We start from the raw sequence: 13,554 nt of genomic DNA on the forward strand, positions 1-13,554 counted from the left end.
TCATAGGATGATTGGTTGTCCAATCTGGAACCCTACGGAAGGTACGTCATGGCGCTCGGCACTCCCCGGCGGTCCGGGCTCTCCGATCAGGTGATCACCGAGCTGCGGAACCAGATCACCTCCGGCGAGTGGCCGGTCGGATCACGGATTCCGACCGAGCCGGAACTCGTCGAGCAGCTGGGCGTGGCCCGCAACACCGTCCGGGAGGCGGTCCGCGCGCTCGCCCACAACGGCCTTCTCGACATCCGGCAGGGCTCCGGCACCTACGTGGTCGCCACGAGCGAACTCGCCGGGGTCATGCACCGCCGGTTCGCCGGCTCCGACCCGCGGCACATCGCGGAACTCCGCTCGACGCTGGAGTCCGCGGCGGCCCGGTTCGCGGCGCGGCGGCGCACCGACCGGGACATGAAGCAGCTGGACACGCTGCTGGCCGGGCGCGAGGAGGCCTGGGCCTCGGGCGACGCGGAACGGTTCGTGACGGCGGACGCGGCGTTCCACCACGCGGTCGTGGTCGCCTCGCACAACGACGTCCTCACCGAGCTCTACGCCGACCTCGGGCATGTGCTGCGGGAGTGGCTGCGCGACGACGTGGGGCAGGAGCTGCGGCCGGAGCACCACATGGACCACGCGCGACTGGTGGAGGCCATCCGGGACGGCGAGGCGGAGAACGCGGCGACGGAGGCCGCCGGGTACCCGTTCATGTGCCTCCGGCGCCCCGAGGCCGCTCAGGGCTCCCGGCCGGTTGATGGGTGATCCAGGCGGCCCGGACCTCCTTCCAGCAGCGGCCGGTCACCTGGGCGAAGGCGGTGGGGGCGACGTCGACGGGGGCGCTGTCGGTGTCCACGTCCCACCAGCGCGCGCACTCGACGTGCAGCCGGACGCGGTCGGTCTCCGGGAAGGGGTTGTGGCAGTACGCGGTGACGCGCGAGCCCTGGACGACGGCACGGCACGAGGCCCCGAAGGTGTCGGGCCGCTCGGCGACGGTGACCGTGAACGGGTCGTCGGTCGGGACCGGAGCGGCGCGGACCTCGGCGGCGACGGCGAGCCCGGTGAACAGTGCGGCGGCCGAGACGATCGCGGCGGCCCTGCGGTGCGGCGCGCGCATGCCCGTACCTCCTCCCCACCCGTAGCCGGAATGTCACGCTCTGCCCAGTCTGAGGGGATTCGGCGGACTTTTCGACTCGGGAGCGGAACCGGGCGACGACGAAGGCCGGGTGCCCGCCCCCCTCATGGGGACGGGCACCCGGCCTTCTCACAGCTGTCGCGTCACGCGCCGATGGCGTGCAGACCGCCGTCGACGTGGACGATCTCACCGGTCGTCTTCGGGAACCAGTCGGACAGGAGCGCGACGACGCCCTTGCCGGCCGGCTCCGGGTCGGCCAGGTTCCACTCCAGCGGGGAGCGGCTGTCCCAGACCGCGGCGAGCTCCGAGAAGCCGGGGATCGACTTGGCGGCCATCGAGCCGATCGGACCCGCCGAGATCAAGTTGCAGCGGATGTTCTGCTTGCCCAGGTCACGGGCCATGTAGCGGCTCGTGGCCTCCAGGGCCGCCTTGGCCGGGCCCATCCAGTCGTACTGCGGCCAGGCGTACTGCGCGTCGAAGGTGAGGCCGACGATGGAGCCGCCCTCGGTCATCAGCGGCAGCAGCGACGTCGTCAGCGACTTCAGCGAGAAGGCGGAGACGTGCATGGCCGTGGCGACGGACTCGAACGGCGTGTTGAGGAAGTTGCCGCCGAGCGCGTCCTGCGGGGCGAAGCCGATCGAGTGGACGATGCCGTCGAGCCGGTCGCCCAGGTGCTCGCGGACCTGCCCCTCCAGGCGCGCGAGGTGCTCGTCGTTGGAGACGTCGAGCTCAAGGACCTTGACATTCTCGGGCTTGGGGAGCTTCTTGGCGATGCGCTCGGTCAGCGACGGACGCGGCCAGGCGGTGAGGATGATCTCCGCGCCCTGCTCCTGCGCCAGCTTCGCGGTGTGGAAGGCGATGGAGGACTCCATCAGCACACCGGTGATGAGGATGCGCTTGCCCTCGAGGATTCCGCCAGTGTTCGTCATAGGTGTCAGTGCCCCATGCCCAATCCGCCGTCAACCGGGATGACGGCTCCAGTGATGTACGAAGCGTCGTCGGAGGCCAGGAACCTCACCGTGGCGGCGATCTCCTCGGGCTGCGCGTAGCGGCCCAGCGGCACCTGGGACACGATGCCCTTGCGCTGCTCCTCGGTGAGCACCTTGGTCATGTCGGTGTCGACAAAGCCGGGCGCGACGACATTGAACGTGATGTTGCGCGAGCCGAGCTCGCGGGCCAGGGAGCGGGCGAAGCCGACCAGGCCGGCCTTGGAGGCGGCGTAGTTGGCCTGCCCCGCCGAGCCGAGGAGTCCGACGACCGAGGAGATCAGGACGACGCGGCCCTTCTTGGCGCGCAGCATGCCGCGGTTGGCACGCTTGACGACCCGGAAGGTGCCGGTGAGGTTGGTGTCGAGGACGGAGGTGAAGTCCTCCTCGGACATCCGCATGAGCAGCTGGTCCTTGGTGACGCCGGCGTTGGCCACCAGCACCTCCACCGGGCCGTGCTTCTCCTCGATCTCCTTGTACGCCTGCTCCACCTGCTCGGCGTCGGTGATGTCGCACTTGACGGCCAGGAAGCCGGCCGGCGGCTCTCCGGACCGGTACGTGACCGCGACCTTGTCGCCGGCCTCGGCGAACGCGCGGGCGATGGCGAGGCCGATGCCCCGGTTTCCTCCGGTGACGAGAACCGAGCGGCTCAACGGATCACCCTTTCGATAGCGGTGTGGTACGTCGAAAACCTATCGGTCCAGCCCCTTGCGCGAAGAATCGGGCCCTGACAGTGGCTTCCGCATGCCGCTGTCGGGTCCCTACAGAAACCTCTGGGCATCACGGACGAAAGCGCGACATGATCGGGGGCGACCGGTCTCATACGACAGGAGACATTCGTGCCTCATTCCATCGACGCGGCCTTCACGGCACTGCCGCTGCGGGCGCTCGCCGACGCGGCGCTCGCACGCGCGCGTGCCCTCGGCTCCGAGCATGCCGACTTCCGTCTGGAGCGGGTCCGCAGCGCCTCCTGGCGGCTGCGGGACGCCAAGCCCTCCGGTTCCTCGGACATCACGGACCTCGGCTACGCGGTGCGGGTGGTCCACGGCGGGGCCTGGGGGTTCGCCTCCGGGGTCGATCTGACCATGGACGGGGCCGCGCGGGTCGCCTCGCAGGCGGTCGCCATGGCCAAGCTCTCCGCGAAGGTCATCGCGGCGGCCGGGTCGGACGAGCGTGTGGAGCTCGCCGAGGAGCCGGTGCACGCCGAGAAGACCTGGATCTCCTCGTACGAGATCAACCCCTTCAACGTGCCCGACGCCGACAAGAGCGGGCTGCTCGCCGAGTGGAGCGACCGGCTGCTGCGGGCGGAGGGGGTGGCGCACGTGGACGCGTCGCTGCTGACCGTCCATGAGAACAAGTTCTACGCGGACACGGCGGGGACCGTCACCACCCAGCAGCGCGTCCGGCTGCACCCGCAGCTCACGGCCGTCGCGGTCGACGAGACGACCGGCGAGTTCGACTCGATGCGGACGATCGCGCCGCCGGTCGGCCGTGGCTGGGAGTACCTGACCGGCACCGGCTGGGACTGGGACGCGGAGCTGGAGCGGATCCCGGAGCTGCTCGCGGAGAAGATGCGGGCGCCGAGCGTGCAGCCGGGGACGTACGACCTGGTCGTCGACCCGTCGAACCTCTGGCTGACCATCCACGAGTCGATCGGCCACGCCACCGAGCTGGACCGGGCACTGGGGTACGAGGCGGCGTACGCCGGGACCTCGTTCGCCACCTTCGACCAGCTGGGGAAGCTGGCGTACGGCTCCTCGATCATGAACGTGACCGGTGACCGCACCGCCGAGCACGGACTCGCGACGATCGGGTACGACGACGAGGGCGTCGAGGCGCAGCGCTGGGACCTGGTGAAGGACGGCACGCTCGTCGGTTACCAGCTGGACCGGCGGATCGCGAAGCTCACGGGGCTCGGCCGGTCGAACGGCTGCGCCTTCGCCGACTCCCCCGGGCACGTGCCGGTGCAGCGGATGGCGAACGTCTCGCTGCAGCCGGATCCGGGCGGGCTCTCCACGGAGGATCTGATCGGCGGTGTCGAGCGCGGTGTCTACGTGGTCGGAGACCGTTCGTGGTCGATCGACATGCAGCGCTACAACTTCCAGTTCACCGGGCAGCGGTTCTTCCGCATCGAGAACGGCCGGCTGACGGGACAGCTGCGGGACGTCGCGTACCAGGCGACGACGACGGAGTTCTGGGGCTCGATGGAGCAGGTCGGCGGCCCGCAGACGTACGTCCTGGGCGGCGCGTTCAACTGCGGCAAGGCCCAGCCGGGCCAGGTCGCGGCGGTCTCGCACGGCTGCCCCTCGGCGCTCTTCCGCGGTGTCAACATCCTTAACACGACGCAGGAGGCCGGTCGATGAGCCGCGTCAGCAAGCCGTACGAGATCGTCGAGCGGGCTCTTGAGCTGTCCCGGGCCGACGGGTGTGTCGTGATCGCCGACGAGGAGTCCTCCGCCAATCTGCGCTGGGCCGGCAACGCGCTGACCACCAACGGCGTCACCCGCGGGCGGACGCTCACCGTCATCGCGACCGTCGACGGGGCGCAGGGCACCTCGTCCGGTGTCGTCTCGCGCTCCGCGGTGACCGTCGACGATCTGGAGCCGCTGGTGCGGGCCGCCGAGGCCGCCGCCCGGGGCGCCGGGCCCGCCGAGGACGCGCAGCCCCTGGTGGAGGGCATCGACGCGTCCCCCGACTTCACGGACGCGCCGGCCGAGACGACCTCCGCCGTCTTCACGGACTTCGCGCCCGCGCTCGGCGAGGCGTTCGCCCGGGCCCGGACCGGCGGCCGCGAGCTGTACGGCTTCGCCCACCACCAGATGACCTCGACGTACCTCGGTACGTCGACGGGGCTGCGGCTGCGGCACGACCAGCCCAACGGCACCCTGGAGCTCAACGCCAAGTCGCCCGACCGCTCGCGGTCCGCGTGGGCCGGGCGTGCGACGCGGGACTTCAAGGACGTCGACCCGGGGGCGCTCGACGCCGACCTGGCCAAGCGGCTGGGCTGGGCGGAGCGCAGGATCGAGCTGCCCGCCGGGCGGTACGAGACGCTGCTGCCGCCGACGGCCGTGGCGGACCTGCTGATCTACCAGCTGTGGTCCTCGACGGCCCGGGACGCGGTGGAGGGCCGTACGGTCTTCTCCAAGCCGGGCGGCGGGACCCGTCTCGGCGAGAAGCTCTCACCGCTGCCGCTGACCCTGCGCAGCGACCCGAACGAGCCCGGTCTGGAGTCCGCGCCGTTCGTCATCGCGCACTCGTCGAGCGACGACTCCTCCGTCTTCGACAACGGTCTGCCGGTCTCGCACACGGACTGGGTCCGTGAGGGCCGGCTGGAGCACCTGATCACCACCCGGCACACGGCGGGGCTGACCCGGCTGCCGCTGGCTCCCGGGGCCGGGAACCTGATCCTGGAGGGCGGCGACGAGCGCTCGCTGGACGAGATGGTGGCCGCCACCGAGCGCGGGCTGCTGCTGACCTGCCTCTGGTACATCCGCGAGGTCGATCCGGCCACGCTGCTGCTGACCGGGCTGACCCGGGACGGCGTCTACCTGGTCGAGAACGGCGAGGTGGTCGGCGAGGTGAACAACTTCCGGTTCAACGAGTCGCCGGTGGACCTGCTGTCGCGGGCGTCGGAGGCGGGGCGGACGGAGAAGACGCTGCCGCGCGAGTGGGGCGACTGGTTCACCAGGGCGGCGATGCCCGCGCTGCGGGTGCCGGACTTCAACATGAGCTCGGTCAGCAAGGGCGTGTGACCCCCATAGACTGAGGGAGCACGACCCCCATTCGACCCGAGGAGACGGACGACCGTGACGGACATCGTCGACGAGCTGAAGTGGCGTGGGCTGTTCGCCCAGTCCACTGACGAGGACGCATTGCGCAAGGCTCTCGCGGACGGTCCCGTCACGTTCTATTGCGGGTTCGACCCGACCGCGGCCAGTCTCCACGTCGGCCACCTGGTCCAGGTGCTCACCGTCCGCCGGCTCCAGCAGGCCGGCCACCGGCCGCTGGCGCTGGTCGGCGGGGCCACCGGTCAGATCGGTGACCCGCGGCCGACGGCCGAGCGCACCCTGAACGACCCGGAGACGGTCGCGAACTGGGTGAACCGGCTCCGGACGCAGATCGAGCCGTTCCTCTCCTTCGAGGGGGAGAACGCCGCGGTCATGGTGAACAACCTGGACTGGACCGCCGGGATGTCGGCGATCGAGTTCCTGCGGGACATCGGCAAGCACTTCCGGGTCAACAAGATGCTGACCAAGGACTCGGTCGCCCGGCGCCTGGAGTCCGAGCAGGGCATCAGCTACACCGAGTTCAGCTACCAGCTGCTGCAGGGCATGGACTTCCTGGAGCTGTACCGGCGCTACGGCTGTGTGCTGCAGCAGGGCGGCAGCGACCAGTGGGGCAACCTCACGGCCGGCCTGGATCTGATCCACCGGCTGGAGCCGGACGCGGTCGTGCACGCGCTGGCGACGCCGCTGATGACGAAGGCGGACGGCACCAAGTTCGGCAAGACCGAGGGCGGGGCCGTCTGGCTGGACCCGGAGATGACGACGCCGTACGCGTTCTACCAGTTCTGGCTGAACGTGGACGACCGGGACATCTCGAAGTACATGCGGATCCTGTCCTTCAAGTCCGTCGCGGAGCTCGAGGAGCTGGAGAAGGTCACGGCCGAGCGGCCGCAGGCCCGTACGGCTCAGCGGGCCCTCGCCGAGGAGCTGACGACGCTGGTGCACGGAGCCGAGCAGTGCGCGGCCGTCATCAACGCCTCGAAGGCGCTGTTCGGGCAAGGCGACCTGGCCGAACTGGACGAGGCCACGCTCGCCGCGGCGCTGTCGGAGCTGCCGCACGCGCGCGTGGCGGAGCTCGGCCAGGTCGTGGACCTGTTCACCGAGGTCGGTCTGGCGCCGAGCAAGTCGGCCGCGCGCCGGACGGTGAAGGAGGGCGGGGCGTACGTGAACAACGTGAAGGTCACCGCCGAGGACGCCGAGGTGTCGGCGGACGAGCTGCTGCACGGCCGCTGGCTGCTGCTGCGCCGGGGCAAGAAGAACCTGGCGGCGATCGAGGTCGGCGCCTAGGGTCTTTCTGTCCGGCGGGCGTCAGCCCCGGGCACGGCTGGGCGCGAGGGCGGCCCGGTACACGTCGCGCGACGTGTGCCGGGCCGCCGTCGTGCGTGCGGTGTCACGCGCGCCGTTTGTTGCCTCTGATCGAAGCCCACAGCATGTCGCCCACGCCCACGACGGCCACCGCGCCGATGAGCTGGAGCAGATGGCGTGTCCAGTCGATGCCCTTGGTGTCGTTGACCCCGATCCAGGTCGCGACGGAATTGCCGAGAACACTGCCGATGATGCCGAAAACGGTCGTCAGCCACAGGGGGATCTGCTGCTTCCCGGGAATGATCGCTTTGGCGATCAGACCGAGGACCAGACCCACGATGATTGCCCACAACCAACTCATGGTCGCCTCCTCATGCGGCGCACTCTGCGCATGTCCGCCCAGTCTCGGTCTATCGGCTGTACGGCGCATGTCGGACTGATCCATACGTGCCCCGGCCGCCGAAGGGCGAGACGGCGGGCGTACCGTGGAGAGGTGAGGTCCGGACCGGGGCGAGTCCGGCGTGAGCGCCGGGTGGTGGTGTGCGATGCGTAAGCACGGCGAGACCGAGGTTTTCCGGATCACCGGGGCCCGTCAGGGACTGGCCGACGACGTGCGGGGCCGGCAGCGGCGCTATGTGATCTCGATGTCCGTACGCACCCTGGCCGTCATCGCGGCCGCCGTCCTCTGGAACGTGGAGCGGCATGTGGCCATCGTGGCGCTGGTGCTGGGCGGGCTGCTCCCCTACATCTCCGTGGTGATCGCCAACGCCGGCCGGGAGCGCGCGCCGTCCCCGCCGCCGACCTTCGTGCCGGCGCCGACGCGGCCAGCGATCGGGCCTGCGGACGGCACCACGGAAGCGCCGACGGACCGCCCGTAGCGGCAGAGTTGATCATTAATGGGCTTGAAAAGCTCAAGAAAAGCTCAGATCAATCATGAAGTTCCGGTGCACCACACCCCGCTCCCCGTGACATACTTCCTACGCGCTCCGCATCCCCCGTCGGAGCGACGGACCGATGCCGGGCAGCTCCCCCCGTGGCTGCCCGGCATCGCCCTTGGTGGACAATGTTCCGGTGATCAATCCGGTGAGTGACGAGACCCCGATCTGCTCCGCCAAGGGCTGCCGCGTCGCCGCGGTGTGGGTGCTGGCCTGGAACAATCCCAAGCTGCACACGCCGGAGCGCCGCAAGACCTGGCTCGCCTGCGAGGAGCACCGCGAGCATCTCTCCCAGTTCCTCGGCGTACGAGGGTTCCTCAAGGATGTCGTGCCGCTGGCCGAGTGGGACTCGGCGGGCGGCGGCCCGGACGCCGGAGGTTCAGCCGCCGATCGCTGACATGGGACGCTCCGGCTGCAGGAAGCTCGGGTCGTCGAGACCGGAACCGGCCTTCTTTCCCCACATCGCCAGCTTCCAGATCCGGGCGATCTCGGCGTCCGAACCCTCCGGCCCCTGCGACCTCAGCGCGGCGCGCAGGTCGGTCTCCTCGGTGGCGAACAGACAGGTGCGCACCTGGCCGTCGGCCGTCAGCCGGGTCCGGTCGCAGGCCCGGCAGAACGGGCGGGTGACGGAGGCGATGACGCCGACCGTGTGCGGTCCGCCGTCGACGACCCAGCGCTCGGCGGGCGCCGATCCCCGCTCCTCCGCGCCCTCGGGGGTCAGCGTGAAGCGGGTGCGCAGCGACTCCAGGATGTCCCCTGCGGTGATCATCCCGTCGCGCTTCCAGCCGTGCTGGGCGTCGAGCGGCATCTGCTCGATGAAGCGCATTTCGTACGCGTTCTCCACCGCCCAGGCCAGCAGGTCGGGGGCCTCGTCGTCGTTGAGGCCGGGCATCAGGACGGCGTTGACCTTGACGGGGGTGAGCCCGGCGTCGCGGGCGGCGGCCATGCCGTCCAGGACGTCGTGGTGGCGGTCGCGGCGGGTCAGGGTCTTGAAGACCTCGGGCCGCAGCGTGTCGAGGGAGACGTTGACCCGGTCGAGCCCGGCGGCCTTCAGGGCGGCGGCCGTGCGCTTGAGCCCGATGCCGTTGGTGGTCAGGGACATCTTGGGGCGGGGCTCAAGGGCCGCGCAGCGCTCGACGATGCCGACGAGGCCGGGGCGGAGCAGCGGCTCGCCGCCGGTGAAGCGGACCTCGGTGATGCCGAGGTCGGTGACCGCGATGCGTATCAGCCGGACGATCTCGTCGTCGGTCAGCAGATCGGGCTTGGCCAGCCACTGCAGGCCCTCCTCGGGCATGCAGTACGTGCAGCGCAGATTGCACCGGTCCGTGAGCGAGACACGAAGGTCCGTGGCCACACGGCCGTAGGTGTCGATGAGCACTGTGGGCCCCCTCCCCCATCTCGCGGATTTGCGGATTCGGTATGTACCGAGCCTACGTGAGCCCACCGACAACGAGCATGGACGATTGTCACGAGGACCGGCACGGCCGCGTCGTAGAACTCTACGACGCGGCCGCCCGGTGATCGCGTACCGTATACGATTCAGTGCGCTCCGACACCGGTCAGGGACTTGACCTCCAGTTCCGCGTACTTGCCCTTGTCCGGCCCCTCCTTCGAGAGGAGGGAGCCGAGCCAGCCGAGCAGGAAGCCGAGCGGGATGGAGACGAGGCCCGGGTTCTCCAGCGGGAACCAGTAGAAGTCCACGGTCTTGAACATCGAGGTGGGCTTGCCGGAGACGACCGGCGAGAAGAGCACCAGGACGACCGAGGAGACCAGGCCGCCGTAGATCGACCAGAGCGCGCCCTGGGTCGTGAACCGCTTCCAGAAGAGGCTGTAGAGGATCGTCGGCAGGTTGGCCGAGGCGGCGACGGCGAACGCGAGGGCGACCAGACCGGCGACGTTGAGGTCGCGGGCGAGGGCGCCGAGCGCGATCGAGACGACACCGATGAGGACGGTCGCCCAGCGGGCGGCGCGGACCTCCTCCTTCTCCGTGGCCTTTCCGCGCCGGATGACGTTGGCGTAGATGTCGTGCGCGAAGGAGGAGGACGAGGCCAGGGTCAGTCCGGCGACCACGGCGAGGATGGTGGCGAAGGCGACGGCGGAGATGACCGCGAGCAGGATCGCTCCGCCGGTGGAGTCGGCGCCTCCGCCGATCTCCAGGGCCGCCAGCGGGGCGGCGGTGTTGCCCGCCTTGTTGGAGGCGATGATGTCGCTGTTCTTGAGCAGGGCCGCGGCACCGAAGCCGAGGACGATGGTCATCAGGTAGAAGGCGCCGATGATGCCGATGGCCCAGTTGACCGACTTACGGGCGGCCTTCGCGGTCGGCACCGTGTAGAAGCGGATCAGGATGTGCGGCAGGCCGGCCGTGCCGAGGACGAGCGCGACGCCGAGCGAGATGAAGTCCAGCTTCGAGATGCCGGAGACGCCGTACTTGAGGCCGGGCTCCAGGAACGCCTGGCCCTTGCCGCTGTTGGTGGCGGCGGCGCCGAGCAGGTCGGAGAGGTTGAAGTTGAACTTCAGCAGGATGAGGAAGGTGATCAGGAGCGTGCCCGCGATGAGGAGCACGGCCTTGACCATCTGCACCCAGGTGGTGCCCTTCATGCCGCCGATGGTGACGTACACGATCATCAGGACGCCGACCAGGGCGACGATGGCGACCTTGCCGCCGTCGCTGGTGATGCCGAGCAGCAGCGAGACGAGCACGCCCGCGCCGGCCATCTGTGCGAGCAGGTAGAAGATCGAGACGACGATGGTGGAGGTGCCGGCGGCGGTACGGACCGGGCGCTGGCGCATCCGGTAGGCCAGCACGTCTCCCATGGTGAACCGGCCGGAGTTGCGCAGCGGTTCGGCCACCAGGAGCAGGGCGACCAGCCAGGCGACCAGGAAGCCGATGGAGTACAGGAAGCCGTCGTAGCCGAAGAGGGCGATGGCGCCCGCGATGCCGAGGAACGACGCGGCGGACATGTAGTCGCCGGAGATCGCGAGGCCGTTCTGGAAGCCGGTGAACTGGCGGCCGCCGGCGTAGAAGTCGGCGGCGCTCTTGGTCTGGCGGCCCGCCCAGACCGTAATGAAGAGGGTGGCGACGACAAAAGCCCCGAAAAGGGCGATGATCAGCGGCCGGTGCTCGCTGGTGGCGTTCTCGGCCGCCAGCGAGACGGTCTCGAAGATGCTGCTCACGCGTCGGCCTCCATACGGGACTTGATGGCTTCGGCCTTCGGGTCGAGGCGGGCGGCCGCGTGCCGCGCGTACAGCCAGGCGATGAGGAAGGTGGTGGCGAACTGGCCGAGGCCGAGGACGAGCGCCACGTTGATGTTGCCGAAGAGCTTGGTCCCCATGAAGCCGCCCGCGTAGTTGGAGAGCAGCACGTACAGCAGGTACCAGGCGATGAAGGCGATCGTCAGCGGGAAGGCGAAGGAGCGGTAGGTGCGGCGCAGTTCACCGAACTCCGCGCTCTCCTGCACCTCGAGGAACGCCTCGGTTGTGGGCTGGACGGGGACGGAGTCGGCGTCCGAGCCGCCTCGGGGCGGCGGCGGTGCTTCGGTGGCCACGGATTCTCCTCGCGGTACGGGTGCGGTAGGCATGGACAAAGGGGGCCTCGCTGGGGCTGGGGGAACGGAGGTCCGGACGGAGCTCCTCCCCTGCACAACGGCACGGAGCGCGGGGCGACGCGGTTCACACCTGACGTTTCTCACTCCTGTCCGTCTCCTGGATCTTCCTCCGTATCTGTATCAAGTCCTCTCAACTCATTGAAGGTCCGGGAAGATCAGCGATAGCTTCACTCGTCATGCACCTGCCCGCCCGCAACCGGCGTACGGGCAGACATACGGATGATGTGGAGAACCCATGGCTCATCTGGGATCGAGACGCGGTCGAGTACTCGCTCTTCCGGCCGGTCTCGCGCTCACGGCCTCGCTCGGCTTCCTTCCGACCGGCGCATCCGCCGCGGTGGCGAGCGACGCCCCGGCGACGGCCGCCGTGGCGACGAACGGCCCGAAGCTGTCGTACGTCGTCAACGTCGAGGGGGGTCGCTGGACGGCCGCCTCGGTCAAGAAGGCGATCGCCGCGGCCGGGGGCACGGTGGTCATCTCCTATGACCAGATAGGCGTGATAGTCGTCCACTCGCAGAACCCCGAGTTCGCGAAGACGATCCGCCAGGCCCGGGGTGTGGTGTCGGCCGGTGCGACGCGTACGGCTCCGCTCTCCGTCCAGACCGACACCTCCGTGGGCGAGGGCGCGCAGGCCCTCACCGCCGCCGAGGCCACGGCCGCGGCGGCCGGCGCCACGGCGGACCAGGACCCGCTCGAGCCCCTGCAGTGGGACCTGCCGGCCATCAAGGCGGACAAGGCCCACCAGAAGACGCTCGGCAGCGACAAGGTGACGGTCGGCGTCATCGACACCGGCGTCGACGACACCCACCCGGACCTGGCGCCGAACTTCGACGCCGCGTCCTCGGCCAACTGCGTGACCGGCGCCCCGAACACGACGCCGGGCTCATGGCGTCCGAACCCGGGCGAGAGCGACCACGGCACGCACGTCGCCGGCACCATCGCCGCCGCCAAGAACGGCATCGGCATCACCGGTGTCGCGCCGGGCGTGAAGGTCTCCGGCATCAAGGTCTCCACCCCGGACGGCTTCTTCTACACCGAGGCCGTCGTCTGCGGCTTCATGTGGGCGGCCGAGCATGGCGTCGACATCACCAACAACAGCTACTACACCGACCCGTGGCTGTTCGCGTGCAAGAACGACGAGGACCAGAAGGCCCTGGTCGAGGCGGTCACGCGGGCCACCCGTTACGCCGAGCGCAAGGGCACGGTCAACGTCGCCGCGGCCGGCAACTCGAGGATGGACCTGGCGGCGGACGAGATCACCGACGTCACCAGCCCGAACGACACCACGCCGGTGACGCGGGTCATCGACCCGAAGGAGTGCTTCGACTACCCGGCCATGCTGCCGGGCGTGGTCACCGTCTCCGCCACGGGCGCCAAGGACCTGAAGGCCTCGTACTCCAACTACGGCCAGGGGGTCATCGACATCGCGGCGCCCGGCGGCGACCGCACCGAGTACCAGACGCCGGACGCCCCGGCGGTCAACGGCCGCATCCTGTCGACCACGGTCAACGGCGGCTACAACTACAAGGCCGGTACGTCGATGGCCGCGCCGCACGCGGCCGGCGTGCTGGCGCTGCTGAAGTCGACCCGTCCGTACGCGAGTCCGGCGGCGCTCAAGGCGCTGCTGTACGCGCAGGCCGACGACCGCGCCTGCACGAACCCGTACGACATCGACGGCAACGGCACCGTCGACGCGGTGTGCGAGGGCGGCACGAACAAGAACGGCTTCTACGGCGCGGGGATGGTCGACGCCCTCGACGCCGTGCGCCGCTAGTTCCCCACGGGCCCCGGTGTGGTGCGGCGTTGTCGGTCGCGC

At 69.8% G+C, this 13,554-nt stretch carries 14 protein-coding genes; 7 read left to right on the forward strand and 7 right to left on the reverse strand.

Annotated elements, in window-relative coordinates:
- Window positions 1–48: 48 nt before the first annotated feature.
- On the forward strand, window positions 49–753 hold the full coding sequence (locus ACWDX6_RS18105; RefSeq protein WP_451485968.1) for a FadR/GntR family transcriptional regulator: 705 nt from the start codon (window positions 49–51) through the stop codon (window positions 751–753).
- Here ACWDX6_RS18105 and ACWDX6_RS18110 read toward each other — a convergent pair.
- The 3 genes from ACWDX6_RS18110 to fabG all read right to left on the reverse strand — a co-directional run bounded on the left by ACWDX6_RS18110 (window position 698) and on the right by fabG (window position 2,762).
- Entirely contained in the window at window positions 698–1,105 is a 408-nt protein-coding gene (locus tag ACWDX6_RS18110; protein ID WP_451485889.1) for a hypothetical protein, read from the reverse strand. The genes ACWDX6_RS18105 and ACWDX6_RS18110 overlap by 56 nt on opposite strands.
- A 161-nt stretch (window positions 1,106–1,266) precedes the next feature.
- Window positions 1,267–2,052: an enoyl-ACP reductase FabI gene (gene fabI, locus ACWDX6_RS18115; protein WP_451485890.1), complete on the reverse strand. Its 786-nt coding sequence runs from the start codon at window positions 2,050–2,052 to the stop codon at window positions 1,267–1,269.
- 5 nt (window positions 2,053–2,057) lie between these two features.
- A complete protein-coding gene (gene fabG, locus ACWDX6_RS18120; RefSeq protein ID WP_365719940.1) occupies window positions 2,058–2,762 on the reverse strand; it encodes a 3-oxoacyl-[acyl-carrier-protein] reductase in 705 nt (234 codons plus the stop codon).
- A 186-nt stretch (window positions 2,763–2,948) separates the two neighbouring features.
- On the opposite strand from fabG, the gene ACWDX6_RS18125 reads away from it, so the two are divergent.
- The 3 genes from ACWDX6_RS18125 to tyrS are packed head-to-tail and all read left to right on the forward strand — an operon-like array spanning window position 2,949 to window position 7,180.
- Window positions 2,949–4,472 (forward strand): TldD/PmbA family protein, encoded by a 1,524-nt coding sequence (locus ACWDX6_RS18125; RefSeq protein ID WP_451485891.1) that lies wholly within the window; start codon window positions 2,949–2,951, stop codon window positions 4,470–4,472.
- The gene (locus tag ACWDX6_RS18130; protein WP_451485892.1) at window positions 4,469–5,860 is read left to right on the forward strand and encodes a metallopeptidase TldD-related protein; all 1,392 of its coding nucleotides are present in this window, start codon (window positions 4,469–4,471) and stop codon (window positions 5,858–5,860) included. The genes ACWDX6_RS18125 and ACWDX6_RS18130 overlap by 4 nt, the downstream gene beginning before the upstream one ends.
- Before the next feature lie 54 nt (window positions 5,861–5,914).
- Window positions 5,915–7,180, forward strand: coding sequence for a tyrosine--tRNA ligase (gene tyrS / locus ACWDX6_RS18135; RefSeq protein WP_451485893.1), 1,266 nt, complete (start codon window positions 5,915–5,917; stop codon window positions 7,178–7,180).
- 103 nt (window positions 7,181–7,283) lie between these two features.
- Here tyrS and ACWDX6_RS18140 read toward each other — a convergent pair whose 3' ends face one another.
- Window positions 7,284–7,559: a GlsB/YeaQ/YmgE family stress response membrane protein gene (locus tag ACWDX6_RS18140; RefSeq protein WP_403289589.1), complete on the reverse strand. Its 276-nt coding sequence runs from the start codon at window positions 7,557–7,559 to the stop codon at window positions 7,284–7,286.
- A gap of 184 nt (window positions 7,560–7,743) precedes the next feature.
- On the opposite strand from ACWDX6_RS18140, the gene ACWDX6_RS18145 reads away from it, so the two are divergent.
- Complete coding sequence (locus ACWDX6_RS18145; protein ID WP_451485894.1) at window positions 7,744–8,076, forward strand: DUF3099 domain-containing protein; 333 nt, start codon at window positions 7,744–7,746, stop codon at window positions 8,074–8,076.
- 193 nt (window positions 8,077–8,269) lie between these two features.
- Window positions 8,270–8,530 (forward strand): hypothetical protein, encoded by a 261-nt coding sequence (locus tag ACWDX6_RS18150; protein ID WP_403289587.1) that lies wholly within the window; start codon window positions 8,270–8,272, stop codon window positions 8,528–8,530.
- Here the strand turns inward: ACWDX6_RS18150 and moaA are convergent.
- The 3 genes from moaA to ACWDX6_RS18165 form a co-directional block, all read right to left on the reverse strand.
- Complete coding sequence (moaA, locus tag ACWDX6_RS18155) at window positions 8,513–9,511, reverse strand: GTP 3',8-cyclase MoaA (protein ID WP_403289586.1); 999 nt, start codon at window positions 9,509–9,511, stop codon at window positions 8,513–8,515. The two genes, ACWDX6_RS18150 and moaA, sit on opposite strands and share 18 nt — an antisense overlap.
- A 161-nt stretch (window positions 9,512–9,672) precedes the next feature.
- Window positions 9,673–11,307: a solute symporter family protein gene (locus tag ACWDX6_RS18160; protein ID WP_451485895.1), complete on the reverse strand. Its 1,635-nt coding sequence runs from the start codon at window positions 11,305–11,307 to the stop codon at window positions 9,673–9,675.
- Window positions 11,304–11,678, reverse strand: a complete 375-nt coding sequence (locus ACWDX6_RS18165; protein WP_451485896.1) for a DUF485 domain-containing protein — start codon at window positions 11,676–11,678, stop codon at window positions 11,304–11,306. Before ACWDX6_RS18165 ends, ACWDX6_RS18160 begins: the two co-directional genes overlap by 4 nt.
- 295 nt (window positions 11,679–11,973) lie before the next feature.
- Between ACWDX6_RS18165 and ACWDX6_RS18170 the strand changes: the two genes are divergently transcribed.
- Entirely contained in the window at window positions 11,974–13,512 is a 1,539-nt protein-coding gene (locus ACWDX6_RS18170) for a S8 family peptidase (protein WP_451485897.1), read from the forward strand.
- The last annotated feature ends 42 nt before the right edge of the window (window positions 13,513–13,554 follow it).

Source organism: Streptomyces sp. NPDC003027 (assembly GCF_053591435.1).

Coding starts and splice junctions, on each gene's coding strand:
- ACWDX6_RS18105 (WP_451485968.1), top strand. CDS start 49: ATGGCGCTCGGCACTCCCCGGCGGTCCGGGCTCTCCGATCAGGTGATC.
- ACWDX6_RS18170 (WP_451485897.1), top strand. CDS start 11,974: ATGGCTCATCTGGGATCGAGACGCGGTCGAGTACTCGCTCTTCCGGCC.
- ACWDX6_RS18110 (WP_451485889.1), bottom strand. CDS start 1,105: ATGCGCGCGCCGCACCGCAGGGCCGCCGCGATCGTCTCGGCCGCCGCA.
- ACWDX6_RS18145 (WP_451485894.1), top strand. CDS start 7,744: ATGCGTAAGCACGGCGAGACCGAGGTTTTCCGGATCACCGGGGCCCGT.
- ACWDX6_RS18130 (WP_451485892.1), top strand. CDS start 4,469: ATGAGCCGCGTCAGCAAGCCGTACGAGATCGTCGAGCGGGCTCTTGAG.
- ACWDX6_RS18140 (WP_403289589.1), bottom strand. CDS start 7,559: ATGAGTTGGTTGTGGGCAATCATCGTGGGTCTGGTCCTCGGTCTGATC.
- fabI (WP_451485890.1), bottom strand. CDS start 2,052: ATGACGAACACTGGCGGAATCCTCGAGGGCAAGCGCATCCTCATCACC.